The sequence below is a fragment of the Actinomadura rugatobispora genome, assembly GCF_042656285.1.
Lineage (GTDB): Bacteria > Actinomycetota > Actinomycetes > Streptosporangiales > Streptosporangiaceae > Spirillospora > Spirillospora rugatobispora.
The window spans coordinates 59,891-80,215 of record NZ_JBHSON010000040.1; the positions used below are offsets into that span (position 1 = coordinate 59,891).

Consider the following 20,325-nt stretch of genomic DNA (forward strand, 5'->3'; position numbering starts at 1 on the left):
AATGATGGACGCCGGCGTGCCGTGAGATGCGCCGCGGCGGTGGTGGGCGCTGTCGCGGTGGGGGCGGCGACGGTGGTGGCGGGCGCCGTTCCGGCCGCCGCGACCGCCGGGTTCAAGAAGGCCGACAACGGTGCGAGCATCACCGCCTACCGGTGGCTGAACAAGGGGAAGACGGCGTTCGATTTCACCGTCAAGTCCCCGGCCTTGGGGGCGTCGCAGAACGTCCGGGTGCTCTTGCCCAAGGGGTGGAAGTACAACTCGCGGCAGAGCTGGCCCGTGGTGTACGCCTACCACGGGGGCAATGACAATTACACGTCGTGGACGCGTAAGAAGAACACCGATATCGAGGCGCTGTCGCGTAAGTGGGGCGTCATGGTGGTGATGCCGGAAGCCTCCAACGGCTCGTTCACCGACTGGTGGAACGGCGGCAAGGGCGGCACGCCGCGGTGGGAGGAATTCCATTTGCGCGAGGTGCGGCAGCTCGTCGAGCGCAATTACCAGGCGGGCGGCTCCAGGGCGGCGATGGGCATCTCGTCCGGGGCGCAGGGGGCGTGCACGTACGCGGGCCGGGCGCCGGGCATGTTCCGGTACGCGGCGTGCTTCAGCGGTGTGCTGTCGATGAGCTCGCCCGGCATGCCGGCGCTGCTGATGTACACCAACAGCGGGAACGGGAACGACCCGTACGCGATCTGGGGCATCCCCTGGATCGACAAGGCGAACTGGGACGCGCACGACCCGATCCACCTGCTTCCCAGGATGAAGGGGACGCGCCTGTACGTGTCGTCCGGCACCACGGGCCAGCGCGGCCCGCTGGACTCGCCGGACATCGCCCCCTGGGACATCGGCTACCTGAGCGAGCGGGCGATCGGGCCGACGGTGGAGCAGTTCGCGGCGCGGGCCAAGCGGCTGGGGATCCCGGTCACCGCGCACATCTACGGCAACGGCCGGCACTCGTGGCCGTACTGGAAGCGGGAGATGCACACCGCTTGGCCGATGATGATGAAGACCCTCGGCGCCAAGCAGGTTGGCTGAGAACGCGGAGCGCCCCGGCCGGTGGCCGGGGCGTTTTGTGTTCAGGCGATGCGGTCGATGAGTTCGCAAGCGCGCGCTGCGCCGTCCTCGGTCGATATGCGGCGTCCTAGTGCGGCGGCGCGTTCGGCTATGACGGGTGCTTGGGCTTGTTGGATGGCTCGGGCCAGGCGTGGTGCGGTCAGGTCGCGGAACGGTACGGGTGCAGGGCCTGCTTTGAGGGCGGCGATCCGTTCGCCCCAGTAGGGCTGGTCGCCGAAGAACGGGCAGACGACCGTTGGAACGCCTGCGCGCAGTCCTGCGGAGGTGGTGCCGGCGCCGCCGTGGTGGACGACGGCGGCCATGCGGGGGAACAGCCAGGAGTGCGGGACGTCGCGTACGGCGAGTACGTCGTCGTCCGACGATTCGGGGTCGGGGCCCTGCACGATGCCGCGGACCTTGGCCGTCCGCAGTGCGGTACGGATCGCGCGGTCGGTCGCCTCGGGGTCCTTGGGCCGCATGCTTCCGAAGCCCACGTAGACCGGTGGCGGGCCGGATGCGAGGAAGGCGGCGAGTGCGGGGGGCGGTTCCCAGTCGGGCTCGTCCAGGAACCAGTAGCCGGTCAGGTGCACGTACCGCGGCCAGTCCCGGGGGCGTGGCACGACGGCACGGCTGAAGCAGGCGAGCACGGTCTTCGCTTGGCGGCGTGCCTGGTGCATAGGGCCGCGCAGGGAGAGTGTGGGCAGCGCCAGGGTGTCGCGCCGCCACGGGTTGATGAAGGGCCGGGACAGTTGCCAGGCGATCTGGTCGATGGCCAGGAAGCCGAGCCGGTTGGCCCACGGTCCCAGTTTCTGCGTCTGCGGGACGAACGGGTGCGGGAAGGCTCCGGTGGGGTGGCTCGGCTGGAAGTGCACGAGCGCCCAGGGGACGCCCAGGTGTTCGCCCAGGTGCCGGGGGAGCATCCCGAGGGTGGGGCCGATGACGAGGTCGGCTCCCTTGCAGGCGTCGAGGCATTCGGCGAGGAGCCGTTCGGCCATCGGTCCCAGGATGCGTCTGAAGCCGCCCAGGAACGTGACCGGGTTGCGGCCTCCGGCGAGGAGTTCCTGGCCGGCCTCTGAGTCGAGGATCTCGGTGGGGTCGGCGGTCAGGGGGGACAGCTCGATTCCAGCGGTCATGCCGCCGCGGCGGACGGCCCTGTCCGCGGCCTCCACCATCTGGGCGTACCGGCTGGAGGCGACCAGCCGCACGCGGTCGCCCCTGGACGCGACGAGCGCTTGGGCGAGTGCAACGCACGGCTGGATGTCCCCCCGCGACCCTGCCGCGATGATGACGATGGTCCGGGTCACCAGGAATCACTCTGCGGCGTCTGGGTGTCGTCCGGCACGTACGGGTGGTACCAGCCCTTGGGCGGGGGTGGCGGGCGCCAGGCGTCGGGTTCGTCCTCGCCTTCGGGGTCGGGCTTGACGATCGGATGTTCGGGCCGGGTGGTGCGTGAGGACTCCCCGGCGGGAGGCGGCGCCGCACGCAGGGGGGTGACCGGGTCCACGGGCGGGGGCGGCGGTGACTTCTCCTCCACGGGCGGGGTCTCCTCCGCCGTTGGCGCGGGGTACGCCGGGTAGCGCGGCGGTCCTGTGTAGGCAGGACCCGAGGTGGTCACGGCCAGTCCCTCCCAAGGTCGGCGGAATGACGAGAGCAGGTCTGGATGCGGCTCGGGTTCGTACGGCTCCGGCGCCGGTAGCTCGGCGGGCTCGGCGGGCTGCTCCGCCACCAGGACGCCCACTCCGCCACCGCCGCCGTCGGCCCCGATGGAGGCCGGGACGGGCTGCGCGGGACGCGGCGCAGCGGCCCGGCGTGCCGGGGCGGCGGGACGGCGCCCGCCCTGCCGGCCGTGCTTGGGCCCGAACCAGCCCCGCCTGCTGGGCAGCGTCACCGCGCTGATCATGCCGCCGATCAGCACCAGCACCGCGCCGATGATCAGTCCGGAGGCGGTGCCGTGCCGGAACGCCTCCAGTTCCGCGGCGCCCGCGTCCTGCCGCGGCACCTCGTGGATCAGCAGCCCGACGATCGCGATGCCGAACGCCCCGGACACCTCGCGGATCACGTTCAGGATGCCGCTGGCCAGCCCGGCCTGGTCGTCGGGCACCGCCTTGAGCACGTACATCGCCAGTGGCATGCACATGGCCGAGCCGATCCCGACGATGAGCACCCCGGGCATCAGTTCGGCGAAGCCGTCGTCGCGGCGGAGCATGGAGAACAGCACCATGCCGAACGCCATGGCCGCCATCCCGCCGCCGACCGCGGCGCGCGGCCCGACCCGTCCCGCCAGCCAGAACGCGACCGGCGTGGTCACCATGACGGCGACCGCCGAGGGCAGCATGACCAGCCCGGCCTTCGGCGGGGAGAAGCCGAGGTAGGTCTGCAGGAACGTCGCCGAGTAGAAGACCATCCCGTTGAAGCCGATGCCCCACAGCATCTGCGACAGCAGCCCGCCCACGAACACCCGGTTGCGGAAGAACCGCAGGTTCATCATCGGGTCGGGGGCCCAGGTCTCCACCACGATGAAGCACACGAGCGCGATCGCGGCCAGCGCGAACACGGCGAGCACCGACGGGTCGCCCCACCCGTGGACGCGCCCGGTCTCCAGGCCGTAGGCCAGCGCGAACAGCAGGGTGGCGGAGATGAGCACGCCGGGCAGGTCGACGCGGGCGTCGGCGTTGTCGCCCTTGCCGTTGAGCACCACCAGGCCGAGGATGATCACGAGGATCCCGGCCGGGATGTTGATGAGGAAGATCCAGCCCCACGGCCAGTGGGAGACGATGATCCCGCCGATGGTGGGGCCGAGCGCGGTGGCCCCGGACGCGGCGCCCACCCAGACGATCGTGCCGAGGGAGCGCTGCTTGTCGGTGCGGCCGACGGTGACCATGACCAGGGTGGCGGGCAGCGCCAGCGCGGCGCCGGCGCCCTGCACGATCCGGCCGAGGATCAGCACCATGTCGTCGGGCGCCAGCCCGCACACCGCGGAGGCCAGCGTGAACACGACCATGCCGGTGGTGAAGGTGACGCGGCAGCCGTACACGTCGGTGAGCCGCCCGCCCGCGATCATCAGGCAGGAGAACATCAGGATGTAGCCGGTGGCCACCCAGTCCTTCGCCGAGTTCGACATGTCGAGCTCGCGGATCATGGTGGGCAGCGCGTTGGCGACCACCGTGTTGTCCATGGTGATCATGAAGGCGCTGATGGCGACCACCGCCAGCGCCCATCGGTATCGGCCCCGGGTCACCTGATCGCGCGGCGCGTCGGTCCCGGCCGGCGGCCCGGGAATTCGCCGCTCCCCCCTATTGCGTGAGTGGGCTTGTACGTTCTGTTGTTCACGCGTTCTCACGTGCTGTTCTGGGTGTTGTTCCGGCGCATGTGTGCGGCGTTACATTTCGTTCGCGTTGTGTCACGACCCCGCCGGTGGGACGGGGATTTTCCACCATCCCATCAGGCCACATCGATTACTTCTGAGTCTTGTCATCACCGTGACAAGCCGTCGCTGAGAAAAGTGGTCTGCGTGCGCATCATGAGCCGGTCAGCGTGGGACAAAGTGGTCCCTCCGCCGAACGATCCCATGTTTCGATCCTCGTATTGTTGGGGGAGCCGCACGCATGCAGAGCAACGATCGTTCCGGAGCCGCGCGGCAGGATGCGCAGGACCAGACGCGGATCAGCGAGGATGCGCTTCGTCGGCACCTGATCGAGCAGATCGCGCGCCGCTCCCGGATCGCCGCGGAAGAGATCGACCCGGACCGCCCGCTGGAGGAGTTCGGGCTGGGCTCGCGGGACGCCGTCGCCGTCGCCGGGGTGCTGGAGCAGCTGCTCGGCCGCGCGCTCCCGGCGACCCTCGTCTGGGAACACCCGACGATCAACAAGCTCTCCGTCGCGCTGGCGGACATCGCCTCCGGCGCGTCGCCCACGGCCACCACGGCGGCGACGCCCCCGCCCACCCCCGCCGTCTCCGCGTCCGGCGACGAGCCGATCGCCGTCATCGGGATCGGCTGCCGCTTCCCCGGCGGCGACCGCGACCTGACCGGGCCCGGCGACTACTGGCGCTTCCTCACCGGGTCCGGTGACGCGATCCGCGAGGTCCCCGAGGGCCGCTGGGACGCGTTCGACGACGGCTCGCCCGAGGTCGGCGACCTGCTGGCCCGCACCACCCGGCTGGGCGGCTTCCTGGACGACGTGTCGGCGTTCGACGCCCGCTTCTTCGCGATCACCCCGCGCGAGGCGGCCGTCATGGACCCGCAGCAGCGGCTCGTCCTGGAGGTGGCCTGGGAGGCGTTCGAGCACGCCGGGCTGGCCCCCGCGGCGCTGCGCGGCACCCGCACCGGCGTGTTCGTGGGCGTGTCCGCGCCGGAGTACGCCGCCTACACCGCCTCCGACCCGGTGGCGCTGGAGGCGTTCACCGCGACCGGCGCCGCGCTCAGCATCATCGCCAACCGGCTGTCCTACCTGCTGGACCTGCGCGGCCCGAGCATGATCGTGGACACCGCGTGCTCGTCGTCGCTGGTCTCCGCGCATCTGGCGGTGCAGGCGCTGCGCCGCGGGGAGGCGGACGTGGCGCTGGCCGGCGGGGTCAACCTGCTGCTGTCGCCGACGATCACGATGACGTTCGACCGGTCCGGCGCGACCGCCGCCGACGGGCGCTGCAAGGCGTTCGACGCGTCCGCCGACGGGATGGTCCGGGCGGAGGGCTGCGGCGCCGTGGTGCTCAAGCGGCTCCCGGACGCGCTGCGCGACGGTGACCGGGTGCTGGCGCTGATCAGGGGTTCGGGCGTCAATTCCGACGGCCGCTCCAACGGCCTGGTCGCGCCGAACTCCGACGCGCAGAAGGCGCTGCTGCGCGAGGTGTACGCGACCGCGGGCGTCGACCCGTGCGAGGTCGACTACGTGGAGGCGCACGGCACCGGCACGCTGCTGGGCGACCCGATCGAGGCCAAGGCGGTCGGCGAGGTGCTGGGCGCGGGCGCCGGGCGTGAGGCCGGGGAGCCGCTGCTGCTGGGGTCGGCCAAGTCCAACCTCGGGCACATGGAGTCGGCCGCGGGCGTCGCCGGGCTGATCAAGACGGTGCTGGCGCTGCACCACCGGACGATCCCGCCGAGCCTGCACTACAAGGAGCCCAACCCGCACATCCCGTTCGACGACCTGCGGCTCGCGGTCGCGGCGGAGGAGACGCCGTGGCCCGACCGGGGGCATCCGGCGCGCGCCGGGGTGTCCGGTTTCGGGTTCGGCGGGACGAACGCGCATCTCGTCCTGGAGGAGGCGCCGCCGCAGAAGGCCGGGGACGACCCGGTGGCGGTCCGCGCGTTCCCGCTGTCGGACACCGACGCCGACCGGATCCGCGACCACGCCGGGCTGCTGGCCCGCTGGCTCGCGGAGGCCGAGGCCGAGGACGGCGTGCGCCTGTCCGACCTGGCCGCCACCCTGCACCGCCGCGCCGGCCGCGGCCGGGCCCGCGCCGCCGTCGCCGCCCGCGACCGGGCCGGGCTCGTGGACGGGCTGATGGCGCTGGCCGAGGGCCGCCCGCACCCCGCCGTCGTCACCGGTACGGCGCTGGGCGCCCCGGGCCGTCCCGTGTGGGTGTTCTCCGGGTACGGCGCGCAGCGTCCGGGCATGGCGCAGCGCCTCCTGGAAGAGGAACCGGCGTTCGCGGAGGCCGTCGACGACCTCGACACGCTGTTCCAGGAGGAGGGCGGCCCGGCCCTGTGGACGATCCTGGAACAGGGCGGCGAGCCCGACGGCCCGGCGGAGACGATGCCGGTGCTGTTCGGCATCCAGGTCGCGCTGGCCCGCACGCTGCGGTCGTACGGCGTCGTCCCGGGCGCGGTCGTCGGCCATTCGATGGGCGAGGTCGCGGCGGCGGTCGTCGCGGGCGCGCTGACCGCCGAGGACGGCGTCAAGGTCATCTGCCGCCGCTCCCGGCTGCTGACCCGGCTGGTGGGCGGCGGGGCGATGGCGGTGCTGGGCGCGTCCGCCGAGGAGGTCGCGCGGCTGGCCGACGGCCTGCCCGAGGTGTACGCGGCGGTGCACTCCTCGCCGAAGCAGACCGTCGTGACCGGCGACGCCGCGCAGATCGCGACCATGGTCGAGCGGGCGGAGGCCGAGGGCCGCCTGGCCCGCATGGTGAAGGCCGAGGGCGCCGGGCACTCCCCGCAGGTCGACCCGCTGCTCCCGGACCTGCGGGAGGAGCTCGCGGGGATCGGCGCCGAGCCCGGCGTGCCGCTCGCCGACGGCATCCGGCTCTACACCACGGCCCTGGACGACCCGCGCGCCCTCCTCGCGGACGGCGCCCGCCTAGACGCCGCGTACTGGGCGGCGAACCTGCGCAATCCGGTCCGGCTCACCAGCACGATCGCCGCCGCCGCCGAGGACGGCTTCCGCGCGTTCGTCGAGATCAACGCGCATCCGATCCTGGCCCACGGCGTCGGTGAGACCCTGGAGGGCACGGGCGCGTTCGTCACCCACACCCTCAAGCGGGCCCGCAAGGGCGAGGCGACCGACGACGCCCTGACCTTCCACGCCCAGCTCGGCGCCCTCGCCGCGCACGGCGTCCCGGTCGGGCCGCCCGCCGACGGCGGCGCCGTGGTCGACGTCCCGGCGTCCCCGTGGCGGCACGAGAGCTTCTGGGTGGACCACACCAAGCGGCCCTCCGGCGGCCGCGACGAGCACCCGCTGCTGGGCGCGCACGTCGAGCTGCCCGGCGAGGAGCGGCACGCCTGGCGCGCCGACCTCGGCACCGCCATGTGGGACTGGCCCGCCGAGTCCCGCGTGCACGGGCTGCGGGTGCTGCCGGTCGCCGCGTACGCCGAGATGGCCCTGGCCGCCGGGTCGGAGGCGCTCGGCCTGGACGAGGTCCGCGTCAACAGCCTGTGGATGGAGCGGCCGCTCGCGCTCGCCGAGCACACCGTCGTCACGACCACGTTCGACGAGGACGAGCAGCGCGTCGAGATGCACGCCCGCACCCCCGCCGGGACGTGGACGCGGCTCGCCAGCGCCGACGTCGGCGCCGACCACCGCGCGCCCGCGCCGCCGCTGACCGGCGCGCCCACCGAGGTCGCCGGCGCCGAGCGCGGCAGCCGCCACTACCGGCTGCACCCCGAGGTCTTCGACCGCTGCCTGGCCGTCCTGTCGGCCGAGGCGGCGGCGGTCACCGGCGAGCCGGGCGGCGTCTGGCTGGCCGAGACGATCGGGAGCCTGCGCGTGTACGGGCCCGCGCACCGCGGCGGGCACGTCCGCGTGCAGGCCGCCGCCGGGGAGGAGGGCTCCGGGGAGGCCACCGGATCGGTGCGGCTCGTCGCGCCCGACGGGTCCGTCCTCGCCGAGGCCACCGGGATCGTGCTGCGGCGCGTCGAGCGTTCCGGCGTCCCCGTGCCGCTGGCCGACAAGCTCGTCGAGGTCGTCTGGGACGAGACCGCGCCGCCCGCGCCCGCGATCGGCGACGGCACGTACCTGCTGCTCGCCGAGGACGACGACCCCCTCGCCGCCGCCGCGGCCGCCGGCCTGGAGGCCCGCGGCCACCGCGTCGTCCGGCACCGCCTCGCCGACCGCGCGCCCCACGGGCACCCGCCGGAGGACGCCGAGGCCGCCCCGGACGCGGTCGTCCTGGTGCCGCCCGCGGACCTGGTCGACGAAGCCCTCGTCCTCACCGTCGCGGGGGTGAGCCGGTCGCTGCCCGACGGGCCCCGGCTGTGGATCGCGACCCGCTCCGCCCTGCCCGTCCTGGACGGCGAGGCCGGCGAGCCCGGCCACGCCCCCGCCCGCGCGCTGACCCGCGTGCTGGCGTTCGAACGGACCGTCCAGCGCGCCACCCTCGTGGACGTCGACCGCCCGGCCGACCTCGTCACCGAGATCCTCGGCGACGGCGACGCCCGCGAGACCGCCTGGCGGAGCGGCACGCGCCGTACCGCCCGCCTGGCCCGCGCCGCCCTCGACCCGGCCGCCGCCGCGGACTCCGCGGCCGCGGACCCCGGCCCGGCGGCGCGCCCCCGGCACCCCGGCGTGTCGCCCGTAAAGACCGCTGCGGACGGGCGACACGCCGAGGGTCCCGCCCTCCCGCGGCGGCGGCGCCGGGGACTGGCCCGCCGCGGCGGCGCCTACGTCATCACCGGCGGCTACGGCGGCATCGGCCTGGTCACCGCCCGCCTGCTGGCCGCGCGCGGCGCCGCCCGGATCGTGCTGTCCGGCCGGTCCGGCCCCGACGCCGACGCCGAGAAGGCGATCGCGCGGCTGCGCGAGAACGGCGTGGACATCGGCCTGGTCCTCGGCGACATCGCCGATCCCGGCGTCGCCGAACGCCTGGTCGCGGTGGCCCGCGAGGGCGGCACGCCGCTGTGCGGCGTCCTGCACGGCGCGGGTGTCATCGACGACCGGCTCATCACCGACCTCGGCCCGGACGACCTGCACCGCGTCTGGAACGCCAAGGTCGAGGGTGCCCGGCGGCTCAGCGCGGCCACCTGGGGCGAGGACCTCGACTGGTTCGTCGCCCACTCCTCGGCCGCGGCACTGCTGGGCTCCCCCGGCCAGGCCGCCTACGCCGCGGCCAACGCCGCCCTGGACGCGCTCGTCGCGCACCGCCGCGCGCACGGCCGCCCCGGCACCACCGTCAACTGGGGCGCCTGGTCCCAGGTCGGCGGCGCCGCCGAGCTGAACCTGGCCGTCATCGAGCCGATCAGCCCGGACGAGGGCGCCGAGGCCCTGGAGGCGATCCTCGTCCACGACCGGCCCGCGACCGGCGTCCTCCGCTTCGACCCGGACGCCGCGGTGAGCCTGTTCCCGGAGATCCGCCGGATCCCCTACTTCGCGTCCCTCACCGAGGCCGCCGGCGACACCGGCACGGGCGCCGCCGCCGACTGGCCCGGCGTGGACGCCCTCGCCGACCTCGACCCGGCCACCGCCCGCCGCCTCATCGCCGACCAGGTCCGGTGGCGGATCGCGTCCGTGCTCGGCTTCGAACCCGACCGGCTCGACCCCGCCGTCCCGCTCACCGACCTCGGCCTGGACTCCCTGGTCGCGGTACGGATCAAGAGCGGCGTCGAGCACGACCTCGGCCTCACCGTCCCCGCGTCGGTCCTGCTGCAGGGCGCCAGCGTCAACGTGTTCGAGGAATGGGCGGCCGGCGAACTGGGCCTGACGGGGGCGCCCACCGCACCCGCGGCCACGCCCAACGCCGAACCCGGCTACGTCATGGCCCGCGACGCCGCCGAACGCCTCGCCGTCCGGCTGTTCGAGGACGTCCTCGGCCTCGACCGCGTCGGCGTCACCGCCGACTTCTTCGCCGACCTCGGCGGCCAGGAGCACCAGGCCGACCAGGTCGTCGCCCAGGTCGCCACCGAACTCGGCCACGCCGTCACCCGCGGCGAACTGTTCGAGACGCCCACCGCCGAGCACGTCGCCGAGTTCATCCGCGCCTCCGACGAGGAGGCCGCCCGGCAGACCGTCCGGCCGCTGAAGTCGTCCGGCACCCGCCGCCCCCTCTTCATCGCGCACCCCGCCGGCGGCACCACCGCCTGCTACCGGACCCTCACCGAACTCCTCGGCGGCGACCAGCCCGTCTACGGGCTGGAGCGGTTCGAGGACGCGCCGCCCGTCGAGGAACGCGCCGCCCGCTACGTCCGGCACCTCCAGGAGGCCCAGCCCGACGGCGCGTTCCGGCTGGGCGGCTGGTCGTTCGGCGGCGTCCTGGCCTACGAGACCGCCCGGCAGCTCACCGCCGCCGGCCGCGAGGTCGAACTGGTCGCGCTGTTCGACGCCGGGCTCCCCCTCCCCGTCGAGGACGAGTCCGACACCCTCGCCCGCCGGTTCGCCGCGTTCGCCGACTACATCAACCAGACCTACGGGCTCGACGTCGCCCTCACCTACGACGAACTCGCCGGACTGGACGAGGAGGCCCAGTTCGCCCTCGTCATGGAACGCGCGGAACCCCTCGTCGACCACATCCCCCCGGCGGCCCTCACCCACCAGCTCACCTCGCACCAGGACACCCGATCCCTGGAGGCGTACCGGCCCGGCCCGTACGACGGCCGCGTCGTCCTCTACCACGCGCCCGAGGAGACGCCGTGGTCGGTGAAGGACGCCCGCTACGTGCTCGACGGCACCAACGGCTTCGGCGACCTCTGCGCCGACCTGGAGATCGTCACCGTTCCCGGTGCGCACCACCTCAACCTGCTCGACCCGCCCGGGGTCGGGTTCATGGCCGCGCACCTGGAGGACAGGCTCGCCGCACCGGAACGGCCCGGACGGCAGCACCCGCTCATGTCCCCGCCCCTCCCGGAGGAGATCCATGGCTCAGCCCGCTCGGTCCAGTGACCTGCTCGACGCCGCACGCTCGGGCGCCGGAGAGCAGGAGCTGCTCGACCTCGACCTTCCGTCCACCTTCCGCGCCGCCTACACGCTGAAGGACGAGGTCGGCATCTTCGACGGTCACACCGACAAGGACGTGCGCCGCTCCCTGCACGTGGGCGAGGTCGCGATGCCCGAGCTCGCACCGGACGAGGTGGTCGTCGCCGTCATGGCCGCCGCGATCAACTTCAACACGGTGTGGTCGGCCATCTTCGAGCCGGTCCCGACCTTCGCGTTCCTGGAGAAGTTCGGCCGGCAGGGCTGGCACGGCGCCCGGCACGACCTGCCCTACCACATCCTCGGCTCCGACGCCGCCGGCGTCGTCGTCCGCGTCGGCTCCGGCGTCAAGAGCTGGAAGCCCGGCGACCGCGTCGTCATCTCCCCGTCCTACGTCGACGAGGAGGACCACGGCTCCTACGACGACGGCATGATGAGCGAGACCCAGCTCGCCTGGGGCTTCGAGACCAACTTCGGCGCGCTCGGCGAGTTCTGCATCGCCAAGGCCAACCAGCTCATCCGCAAGCCCGCCCACCTCACCTGGGAAGAGGCCGGGTCCAACACGCTGTGCGCCGCCACCGCGTACCGCATGCTCGTCGGCAAGCACGGCGCCCGCATGAAGCAGGGCGACATCGTCCTGATCTGGGGCGCCACCGGCGGGCTCGGCTCGTACGCCACCCAGCTCGTCAAGAACGGCGGCGGTATCCCCGTCTCCGTGGTCTCCTCCGAGGAGAAGGCGGAGATCGTCCGCGCCCAGGGCTGCGAGCACGTCATCAACCGCAACGAGCTCAACCTCGGCGAGCAGGGCATGCGCCACCCCAAGGCCGGCCGGATCCTCGGCGAGGCCATCCGCCGCCTGGTCGGCGAGGACCCGGGCATCGTCTTCGAATACCTGGGCCGCGAGACGTTCGGCGCCTCCGTGTACGTCGCCAAGCGCGGCGGCACCATCATCACCTGCGGCTCGTCCACCGGCTACAAGCACGAGTACGACAACCGCTTCCTGTGGATGCGCCTCAAGAGCATCATCGGCTCGCACGGCTTCAACTACCACGAGGCCGTCGAGGTCAACCGCCTGATCGGCCTCGGCATGATCCACCCGACCCTCTCGACCGTGTTCCCCCTGGAGGAGGCGGGCGAGGCGACGCGCGCCGTCCAGACCAACCAGCACGTGGGCAAGGTCGCCGTCCTGTGCGGCGCCCCCAAGGAAGGCGAAGGCGTCACCGACCACGCCCTGCGCGGCCGCGTCGGCGAGACCCGCCTCAACCTCTTCCGCCGCTGAGTACTTGCGGCGTGCCGTCCCCGCACCGAGGGCTCACAGGGGGACGGCACGCCGCAACCCTTCACCAGTCGAGAAACAACCCGAACTCCGCGTCACACGACCGCCGAAGCCACCCCAGCAGATCCGCGAGACTCTCCGACGCCAGCGCCTCGCCCAGCCATTCCTCGAACCCCGCAGGCTGCGTCACGTGCACCCGCTGCTTCCTGGGCACCCGGTAATTCCATTCGCGGGCCAGCGCGACCGCCCCCGCGAAATCCGGTGAGGCCGCCGCCTCGACGGGCCCGCCTTCCCAGAACGGAACGGGCGACACCGTGGGCACGGGCACGCTGATGATCCGTTCCCGCGCCTCCACCAGCTCCGCCCGTCCCGCCCAGGCATTGGCGCGCCCCCGCGCCTCCAGGGCCTGCTCCCGCAACGCCGCCCACTCCAGGGACAGGTCCCGGCTGGTCGCGTACCGGTACCAAGCCTCCAGATAGTCTCGGTGCCCACCGGCCCGCACCCGCTCGAGATGCGCCAGCCACACCTCCAGCGCTCCCGGCAATTCATCGGGCAGATAACTCCGGTACGCCGCCAGCCGCCATTCCGCCGGGAACACCGGATTCAGCGAGAACAGCATGACCCGCCGATAGTCGTCCGGCCCGTCGTCGATGTCCACGTGCTCGCGCAACCCCTCCGGATTCCCGGGCGGAGCCGAGGAGACCAGGTGGTCGAACTCCCCGTCGTACCAGTTCCCCAAAGCCGCGAACGCGTCCTTCTCCGCCTCGACCAGCCGTTGGAGCTCGGCACGGGACACCCCGTCCCGGACCCGCATCCGAATCCAGTCGACTCCCACAACGAGAACCCTAAGCCGAATGTGGACTCCGTGGTCAAGAGAGGGCGGCCAGGTCGACCATCTGGAAGGAGCCGTCCGCGGTTTCCCTGACGATGTAGCGGTCGAGACCGGGGCCGGTGCCGCCCTGCCAGGCGTTGGCGATGGTGCCCGGCACGGCCCCGCCCTTGTTCGGACCGAGATCGATCAGCTTCTCCGTCGCAAGGTCGTAGAGCATCGCGTTGCGCGCGAGCTTCTTGCCCTGGGACGTGGCCGCGACCAGCTGGGGCAGGAAGCGGTCGTACAGGGGATCCGCCCCAGGGAAAAGGTCCAGGTCGCGCATCTTGAACACGTGTCCGGCCTTGCCGTCCCGCCGCAGGGCATAGGAGTCGGGTGCGCCGCCGGTGTAGGTGACGCCGGCGGCCTGGCCGCCCAGGCACCAGGTGATCCCGCAGGTCCAGGAGGCTTTGCCTTTGGGGAGTTCCGCGTCCCGGGTCTCTCCGGTGTCCATGTTGCGGAGCCGCTTGAAGGACGCCTCGTCGACCCGGCCCGACGTGCCGCCCGGCGTGCCGACCCAGGGCCAGGCGAGTATGCGGGATCCCTCCGTCCCGGGGATCCTCTGAGCCCGGCCGCCGGTGAGAGGCGCCTCGTACACTGCCGTGCCGGCCTGGGGCATGAAATCGTTCGGGCCCCAGCGGATCTTGCCGGCGCCGACGACGAGCCGCCCGATGCTCCTGCCCTCGTCCGATGCCGCGTCGAGGGCGAGGACCTTGCGGGCGGTTCCGCCGGCGAGCGGCGCCGTCCATATCTCGGTCATCATCCGGGCGCCGCTCCTGCGCTGCAGCCACCACGCGACCTGGCCGTCGCCGACGGCGAAGTACGACGCGTAGATCTTCGATCCGGACGGCACCACGACGTCGGTGACCTTGGTGGCCGCGCGCGTCCGGAGGTCGTACACCCACAGGCGGTCGGTGACCTGGAGGCTCGATTCCGTGGAGACCAGGAGTGCGGTCCCGCTCAACGCGACCTTCGGGCGGTACTCGCGGCCGTTGGGGAGGGTCTTCGGCAGGGTCCGGACCGCGCCCTCGGGGACGGGGACGGGCTTCGGCAGCGTGGCGGTCGTCAGCGGCGTCGGCCGCTTGAGCGGCTCGGGGCCGGCGTCGCCGCCGGGGCGGAGGACCAGCGTCGTCCCGCCGGCGGCGACCGCGACCGCCGCGACCGCCGCCACCGCGGACGTGGCGCGCCTGCGGCGGCGGGCCCGGTGCCGGTCGGCGAGCCGATCGAGCAGATCCGGGGCGACCTCGGGGGCGTTCAGCGACGCGGCCTTGAGGGTGCCCTTCAGGGCCTCCCGCATCTCATCGGTCATGGTGCGCTCCCGTCGTCGGTCGGGCCGCCGGACTCCAGTCCGCGCGGAGCTTGTCGAGGGCGCGGGCGGCCTGGCTGCGGACCGTCCCGCGCGAGATGCCGAGCATCCGGGCGATCTCCTCGTCGGGGAGGTCCTCGTAGTAGCGCAGGACCAGCACGGCCCGCTGCCGACGCGGGAGGGCGGCGAGGGAGCGCCACAGCCGCGGGTCGCGTTCCGCCCGCTCCAGGCCGGGGTCTGCGTACTCCCGCTCGGGCACCTCGCCGACCAGGCGCTCCCGGCGGCGGCGCCGCCACATGCTGACGTGCTGCCGGGCCATGATCGTCCGCGTGTAGCCCTCGGGGTCGTCCTTCCGGACGACGCGGGGCCACGCGGCGCGCAGCCTGGCCAGCCCCTCCTGCATGAGGTCCACGGCGTCGTCGGCGTCGCCCGTCAGGACGTACCCGTACCGCAGGAGCGCCGGGGCCCGCTCGGTGACGAACCTCTCGTAGGTCGAACCGTCATCGTCCACAGGCATCCTTTCCGTCACCCCCGGGACGCGCCGGCCCCCCGATCTGTTGCATCCGCACCGGCCAGATGTATTTGTTGTGCATATGATGCGCCACGCATATGATCATCCGTATGGACGACCGCACAGACCAGCTTCTCGGCGTGGTGGCCCTGGCCGTGATGGATCGACTGCGCGCCGGTGTGGCGACGGTGGGCGAGGCCGAGGCCGGCGCGCTGGTGCATGTGCGAGCCTGGCCCGGCGGTTCGGTGGGAGACCTCGCCGGCGTGGTGGGCCTCTCGCAGCCGGCGACCGTGCGGTTGGTGGACCGGCTCGTCGAGCGGGGGCTGCTCCGCCGCGACGCGGGGCCTGACCGGCGCACGGTCGCGCTGGTGCTCACCGAGGCCGGCTCGCGCGCGGCAGAGGCCGTCCTGGCGGCGCGGGCGGAGGCCCTCGCGCCTCTGCTGGCCGGGCTGTCACCGGGTGAGCGGGGCACGCTGGAGCGTCTGCTCGGGCAGGTCACCGCGGGCCTGGCCGCGGATCGTCCGGGGGCGGTCCGCGTTTGCCGGCTGTGCGACCGCGAGTGCTGCACCTCGGGTCCGGGCTGCCCACTTGAGCACACCACCAGGCCGGGAGGCGCGAGGACGAGGCCGCGCGGGTGACGGGCCGGACCGCCGAGGCGGGGGTGGGCGGCCCGTCGCCGCTCCTCCTCGCGGTGGCCGGTTCGGCGGCCGTCGCGACCGCGTTCGGAATGGCCCGCTACGGCTACGGCCTGCTGCTGCCCGACATCCAGGACGACCTCGCGCTGGGGCTGGGCACGCTGGGTGTGATCGGGACGCTCGCCTACGCCGCCTACCTGCTCGCAACGGTGCTCGTGGTCCGCTGCGTCGAGCGCGCGGGCCACCGGGCCACCGTCGTGGGCGGCGGCCTGCTGGCGGTCGCGGGCACGACCGTCGTGGCGCTGGCCGACGGCCCGGTGCCGCTCGGCGCCGGGGCGGCCGTCGCCGGTGCCAGCGCCGGGTTCGTGTACGCGCCGTTCGGCGACGCCGTGGACCGGCTGCCCCCGGTGGAGCGCGCTCGGACGCTGGCGACGATCAGCTGCGGCACCGGGTGGGGCGTCGCCGTCGCCGCCCCGATCGCCGTCCTGACCGGCGACGCGTGGCGGATCGCCTACCTCGGCTTCGCCGGCTGCGCCCTCCTGAGCACGCTGCTGTCCGCACGCACCTTGCCCGGACGTACCACGACGACCGCGGCGCCACCCGCGTCCGCGCCCGGCCGGCGCCCCTCGGCGCTGCCGATGTTCGCGGCCGCGCTGCTGATCGGGCTCGGCAGCGCGACGTTCTGGACCTTCGCGATCGACCACGTCCGCGATGCCGGCCTCGACCAGGCCGCGGGCCGGATCCTGCTGGGCGTGGCCGGGATCACCAGCCTCGCCGGGCTGGCCGCCGCGGACGTGATCGCCCGCCTCGGCGCCCGCCTCACGTTCGTGCTCACCGCGCTGCTGGAGGCCGCCGCCATCGCCGCCATCGCCGTGGCCCCGGACGACCTCACCGCCGTGCTGATCGCCGCGGCGACCGGCATGCAGGGCGTCGGGCTCCTCTTCGGTCCCCTCACCGGCGGTGTGCTCGCCGAGACCACCAGCCTCACCAGCGCGCTGCTCGGCGGTGCGTCCATCGTGGCCGCCGCCGCGCTGCTCGCCCCCCGCTCAGACCTCTTGGAGGCCCGCTCCCGCGCCCCTCGCCGGACCGAGGGGCGCGGGAACGGTGTCAGGTGGTGACGAGGCGGGTGTAGACGATGAGGTTGTCCTTGTAGTGGCCGGACGCCTGGTCGAAGGCGCCGCCGCAGGTCACCAGGCGGAGGGCCGCGTGGTCCAGGTCGGCGCCGAAGACCTTCTTGTGCGGGAAGGCGTTCTTGTCGACGCGCTCCGATCTCTCCACGGCGAACGTGGCGGTGGAGCCGTCCTGGCGGGTCACCTGGATCCGGTCGCCGGGCTTGAGGTCCTTCAACCGGGCGAAGACGGCCGCCTTGCCGTTGGCGTCGACGTGGCCGAGGACGACGGACGGGCCGACCTCGCCGGGGGTGGGGCCCTCCTTGTACCAGCCGGTCAGGCCGGGGCGGCTCAGCGGCGGTTCCTCGATGCGCCCGTCGGGGCGGAGTCCGAGCCGGTCCACCGGGGCCGAGACCTTGATGGCCGGGATGGTGATCTTGGTGGGCGGGGACTCGGGCAGGGGTGCGGTGTTCGCCGCCGGGACGGTGCTGCTGGACGGCCCGGGGGTGGGGGCGGCGGTGTTCTCCCCGCCTCCGCAGCCGGCGAGCAGCGTGGTGAGCAGTGTGGTGAGCAGTGCGCCGGCCGCCGCGCACGCGGCGCGGCGACCGGCGGCCGAGGCCGGGTACCCGGGCACCTTACGACCGCTCCCGGGCCGTCCTGCGGCGGAGGGCGAAGGCGCCGAGGCCCGCGAGGGCGAGTGCGCCCAGGCCGGCGGCGGGCAGCGCCGAGCCGTTGCCCTGGGTGCTGCCGTCGCCCGTGTCGATGCGGCCGGTGGGGATCTTCGGCTGCTTGGGCTTCAGGCCGTCGTTCTTCTCCGGGCTGGTGCTGAGCTTGACCGAGCCGTAGCCCTTGCAGACCACCGTGGCGGTCGTCGGGTCGGGGAGGTTCGTGCGGAAGGTGCCCGTGGCGGTCCAGCGGTTCGCGCTCAGCTTCTTCACGGCCAGCGGGCTGCGGGTGTAGCCGTTGCCGGTGATGGTCACCGTGGACGGGCAGGTCACGGTGAACGTCGTCGTGCCGCCGGGGACGACGCGGCGGCTGGACAGCTTCACCTTGTCGTAGCCGAATTTGAACACGGGCTTGGGCGGAGTGGGGACGTCGGGGGCGACGGCGCGCCAGCGGCCCTGCTTTTCGCCGGGCTTCTTCAGGCAGATCATGGGCGTGCCGTCTTTGGTCTTGCTCTTCTGGCCGAGGTGCTCGTTCTTGCAGAAAGCGCCAGGGGTGACCGTGGTGGGGACGGGCTCGGCGGCGAGGGCGGGGGCGGCCATTCCCAGGACCATGGCCCCCGCGGCGAATCCCGTCGCGGCCAGGCGAATCGCGCGCATGCCTTTCTCCTCTGATCGTGTTTTCCGGCAGGCCGGAGACGCGCCTCGGTCGTGGCGGGGAAGCCGCGCATCGGCGCGGTCGGCAGAGGTCGCGCTCCATCCGGTGGGATGGAAGAGAACGATGAGCACGCAGCTTAGCGACGGCCTATTGCGAAACAAGCGAAATGTGGGAAGGGATATCGGACTGGCCGGATCAGGTCAGTCAAGGTGATTGTGTCAACCTTTTTCCCTTTAACGCGACCCGCGTTCGACGGCCTTGCGTTCCTTTTCCTCGCGGTCGCCGGTGCGGGACGGCGGGGTGGCCAGGTCGGTCATGAAGCGGCGGTTCAGGGCTATGCGCACCCTGCCCAGGCGGCCGCGGGCCTCGGGGGCTTCCACGCCCTGGTGTTCGGGACGGCCCATGGCGATCGCCGCGGGTGGGCGGGCGTCGGTGATGGGGGCCGCGCGCTCGTCGTCCAGAGGGTGCTCGACCTCGGTGTACTCGCCTTCGGGGGAGCGGCGGATCATGCCGGTCTCCAGGCCGTGCTCGATGAGCGCGCGGTCGCGGTGCTGCAGGCCGAGGCAGATCCGGTACGCGATGACGTAGGCGAGGACGGGGCCGAGGATGATCGCGCCGCGGAAGAACCAGGTCGTCCAGAAGAGCGGGATGTGGAACGTGTTGGCGAGGATGTCGTTGCCGCCGGCGATCCACAGGACGGCGTAGAACACGACGCCGCCCATGCCGATGCCGGTGCGGGCGGGGACGTCGCGCGGCCGGTCCAGGAGGTTGTGGATCTGGTGGTCGCCGGTGACCCAGCGTTCCAGGAACGGGTAGAGCGCCAGCCCGGTGAACAGGACGCCCGGGACGACCAGGGCGGGGACCATCACGCTGAAGGTGACGGTGTGGCCCCAGGCGTTGATCTCCCAGGCGGGCATGATGCGCAGCGCGCCCTCCAGCCAGCCCATGTACCAGTCGGGCTGGGAGCCGGCGCTGATGGCGCCCGGGTTGTACGGGCCGAACAGCCAGATCGGGTTGATCTGGAAGAAGGTGGCCAGGAGGGTGACGACACCGAAGACCCACAGGAAGAACGCGGTGGTCTTGGCGATGAACACCGGGAAGAAGGGGTAGCCGCGGACGGTGCGGTTGGTGCTGCCCTTGCCGGGGAACTGGGTGTGGGTCTGCCGCCAGGTCAGCACGATGGCGTGCAGCGGGATGAGGGCGAGCAGGATGCCGGGGATGAGCAGGATGTGGATGACGTACAGGCGGGGGATGATCAGGTCGCCGGGGAACTCGCCGCCGAACAGGAACATCTGCGCGTAGGTGCCGACGACCGGGATGCCCAGCAGGACGCCTTCCAGGATGCGGATGCCGGTGCCCGACAGCAGGTCGTCGGGGAGGGAGTAGCCGAACAGGCCGTTCAGCATGACGAGCATGAACAGGAGGATGCCGATCAGCCAGTTCAGCTCGCGGGGCTTGCGGAAGGCGCCGGTGAAGAAGTTGCGGAGCAGGTGGACGACGATCGCCGCCATGAAGACGATCGTGGCCCAGTGGTGGATCTGCCGCATGAGCAGGCCGCCGCGCACGTCGAAGCTGATGTGCAGGGTGGAGGCGTAGGCCTCGCTCATCCGGACGCCGCGGAGGGCCTGGTACGAGCCGTCGTACACGATTTCGTTCATGCTCGGCTTGAAGAACAGGGTGAGGAACACCCCGGTCAGCAGGATGATCACGAAGGAGTACATCGCGATCTCGCCGAGCAGGAAGCTCCAGTGGTCGGGGAAGGCCTTGCGGAACGCCTTGCGGGTGAAGGCCGCGGCGCCGAAGCGCTCGTCGATCGCCCGGCCGGCGCCGGCCAGTGCCTTCGGCGGCCCCTGGCCGCCCCCGTCCTCGTTCGCCGCCACGCGGACCTCCCGGGTGGTACGTCTCCTCTATGTCGCACT

13 protein-coding genes are annotated in these 20,325 nt (G+C 73.0%); 5 read left to right on the top strand and 8 right to left on the bottom strand.

Annotation, left to right across the window (positions count from 1 at the left end):
• Positions 1 to 21: 21 nt before the first annotated feature.
• On the top strand, positions 22 to 1,032 hold the full coding sequence (locus tag ACFPZN_RS26685; RefSeq protein WP_378284936.1) for an alpha/beta hydrolase: 1,011 nt from the start codon (positions 22 to 24) through the stop codon (positions 1,030 to 1,032).
• A gap of 41 nt (positions 1,033 to 1,073) precedes the next feature.
• Here the strand turns inward: ACFPZN_RS26685 and ACFPZN_RS26690 are convergent, their stop codons facing one another.
• Together ACFPZN_RS26690 and ACFPZN_RS26695 are read right to left on the bottom strand one after the other, a co-directional pair.
• Positions 1,074 to 2,354: a glycosyltransferase gene (locus ACFPZN_RS26690; RefSeq protein WP_378284937.1), complete on the bottom strand. Its 1,281-nt coding sequence runs from the start codon at positions 2,352 to 2,354 to the stop codon at positions 1,074 to 1,076.
• Positions 2,351 to 4,288 carry an MFS transporter gene (locus ACFPZN_RS26695; protein ID WP_378284938.1) on the bottom strand — a complete coding sequence of 646 codons (1,938 nt, stop codon included), beginning with the start codon at positions 4,286 to 4,288 and terminating at the stop codon, positions 2,351 to 2,353. Before ACFPZN_RS26695 ends, ACFPZN_RS26690 begins: the two co-directional genes overlap by 4 nt.
• A 367-nt stretch (positions 4,289 to 4,655) precedes the next feature.
• On the opposite strand from ACFPZN_RS26695, the gene ACFPZN_RS26700 reads away from it, so the two are divergent.
• Both ACFPZN_RS26700 and ccrA read left to right on the top strand, forming a co-directional pair.
• Positions 4,656 to 11,351, top strand: coding sequence for an SDR family NAD(P)-dependent oxidoreductase (locus ACFPZN_RS26700; RefSeq protein ID WP_378284939.1), 6,696 nt, complete (start codon positions 4,656 to 4,658; stop codon positions 11,349 to 11,351).
• Positions 11,326 to 12,660 carry a crotonyl-CoA carboxylase/reductase gene (ccrA, locus tag ACFPZN_RS26705; protein WP_378284940.1) on the top strand — a complete coding sequence of 445 codons (1,335 nt, stop codon included), beginning with the start codon at positions 11,326 to 11,328 and terminating at the stop codon, positions 12,658 to 12,660. The genes ACFPZN_RS26700 and ccrA overlap by 26 nt, the downstream gene beginning before the upstream one ends.
• A 61-nt stretch (positions 12,661 to 12,721) precedes the next feature.
• Here ccrA and ACFPZN_RS26710 read toward each other — a convergent pair whose 3' ends face one another.
• The 3 genes from ACFPZN_RS26710 to ACFPZN_RS26720 are packed head-to-tail and all read right to left on the bottom strand — an operon-like array spanning position 12,722 to position 15,348.
• The gene (locus tag ACFPZN_RS26710) at positions 12,722 to 13,492 is read right to left on the bottom strand and encodes a hypothetical protein (RefSeq protein ID WP_378284941.1); all 771 of its coding nucleotides are present in this window, start codon (positions 13,490 to 13,492) and stop codon (positions 12,722 to 12,724) included.
• Between the two features lie 34 nt (positions 13,493 to 13,526).
• Positions 13,527 to 14,834, bottom strand: coding sequence for a hypothetical protein (locus ACFPZN_RS26715; protein WP_378284942.1), 1,308 nt, complete (start codon positions 14,832 to 14,834; stop codon positions 13,527 to 13,529).
• On the bottom strand, positions 14,824 to 15,348 hold the full coding sequence (locus ACFPZN_RS26720) for a SigE family RNA polymerase sigma factor (RefSeq protein ID WP_378284943.1): 525 nt from the start codon (positions 15,346 to 15,348) through the stop codon (positions 14,824 to 14,826). The genes ACFPZN_RS26715 and ACFPZN_RS26720 overlap by 11 nt, the downstream gene beginning before the upstream one ends.
• 104 nt (positions 15,349 to 15,452) lie before the next feature.
• Here ACFPZN_RS26720 and ACFPZN_RS26725 point away from each other — a divergent pair, with 104 nt between their 5' ends.
• The gene (locus ACFPZN_RS26725; RefSeq protein WP_378284945.1) at positions 15,453 to 15,980 is read left to right on the top strand and encodes a MarR family winged helix-turn-helix transcriptional regulator; all 528 of its coding nucleotides are present in this window, start codon (positions 15,453 to 15,455) and stop codon (positions 15,978 to 15,980) included.
• Entirely contained in the window at positions 15,977 to 17,095 is a 1,119-nt protein-coding gene (locus tag ACFPZN_RS26730) for an MFS transporter (RefSeq protein WP_378284946.1), read from the top strand. The genes ACFPZN_RS26725 and ACFPZN_RS26730 overlap by 4 nt, the downstream gene beginning before the upstream one ends.
• On the opposite strand, the gene ACFPZN_RS26735 is transcribed toward ACFPZN_RS26730, so the two are convergent.
• The 3 genes from ACFPZN_RS26735 to qcrB all read right to left on the bottom strand — a co-directional run bounded on the left by ACFPZN_RS26735 (position 17,085) and on the right by qcrB (position 20,286).
• On the bottom strand, positions 17,085 to 17,720 hold the full coding sequence (locus tag ACFPZN_RS26735; RefSeq protein WP_378284947.1) for a class F sortase: 636 nt from the start codon (positions 17,718 to 17,720) through the stop codon (positions 17,085 to 17,087). The two genes, ACFPZN_RS26730 and ACFPZN_RS26735, sit on opposite strands and share 11 nt — an antisense overlap.
• 1 nt (position 17,721) lies before the next feature.
• Complete coding sequence (locus ACFPZN_RS26740) at positions 17,722 to 18,408, bottom strand: hypothetical protein (RefSeq protein WP_378284948.1); 687 nt, start codon at positions 18,406 to 18,408, stop codon at positions 17,722 to 17,724.
• A gap of 231 nt (positions 18,409 to 18,639) precedes the next feature.
• The gene (gene qcrB / locus ACFPZN_RS26745) at positions 18,640 to 20,286 is read right to left on the bottom strand and encodes a cytochrome bc1 complex cytochrome b subunit (RefSeq protein WP_378284950.1); all 1,647 of its coding nucleotides are present in this window, start codon (positions 20,284 to 20,286) and stop codon (positions 18,640 to 18,642) included.
• Between the last annotated feature and the right edge of the window lie 39 nt (positions 20,287 to 20,325).

What these genes read in the sequence shown, in the direction of transcription:
- ACFPZN_RS26700 (WP_378284939.1), top strand. Translation starts at nt 4,656, where the DNA reads ATGCAGAGCAACGATCGTTCCGGAGCCGCGCGGCAGGATGCGCAGGAC.
- ccrA (WP_378284940.1), top strand. Translation starts at nt 11,326, where the DNA reads ATGGCTCAGCCCGCTCGGTCCAGTGACCTGCTCGACGCCGCACGCTCG.
- ACFPZN_RS26715 (WP_378284942.1), bottom strand. Translation starts at nt 14,834, where the DNA reads ATGACCGATGAGATGCGGGAGGCCCTGAAGGGCACCCTCAAGGCCGCG.
- ACFPZN_RS26720 (WP_378284943.1), bottom strand. Translation starts at nt 15,348, where the DNA reads ATGCCTGTGGACGATGACGGTTCGACCTACGAGAGGTTCGTCACCGAG.
- ACFPZN_RS26725 (WP_378284945.1), top strand. Translation starts at nt 15,453, where the DNA reads ATGGACGACCGCACAGACCAGCTTCTCGGCGTGGTGGCCCTGGCCGTG.
- ACFPZN_RS26740 (WP_378284948.1), bottom strand. Translation starts at nt 18,408, where the DNA reads ATGCGCGCGATTCGCCTGGCCGCGACGGGATTCGCCGCGGGGGCCATG.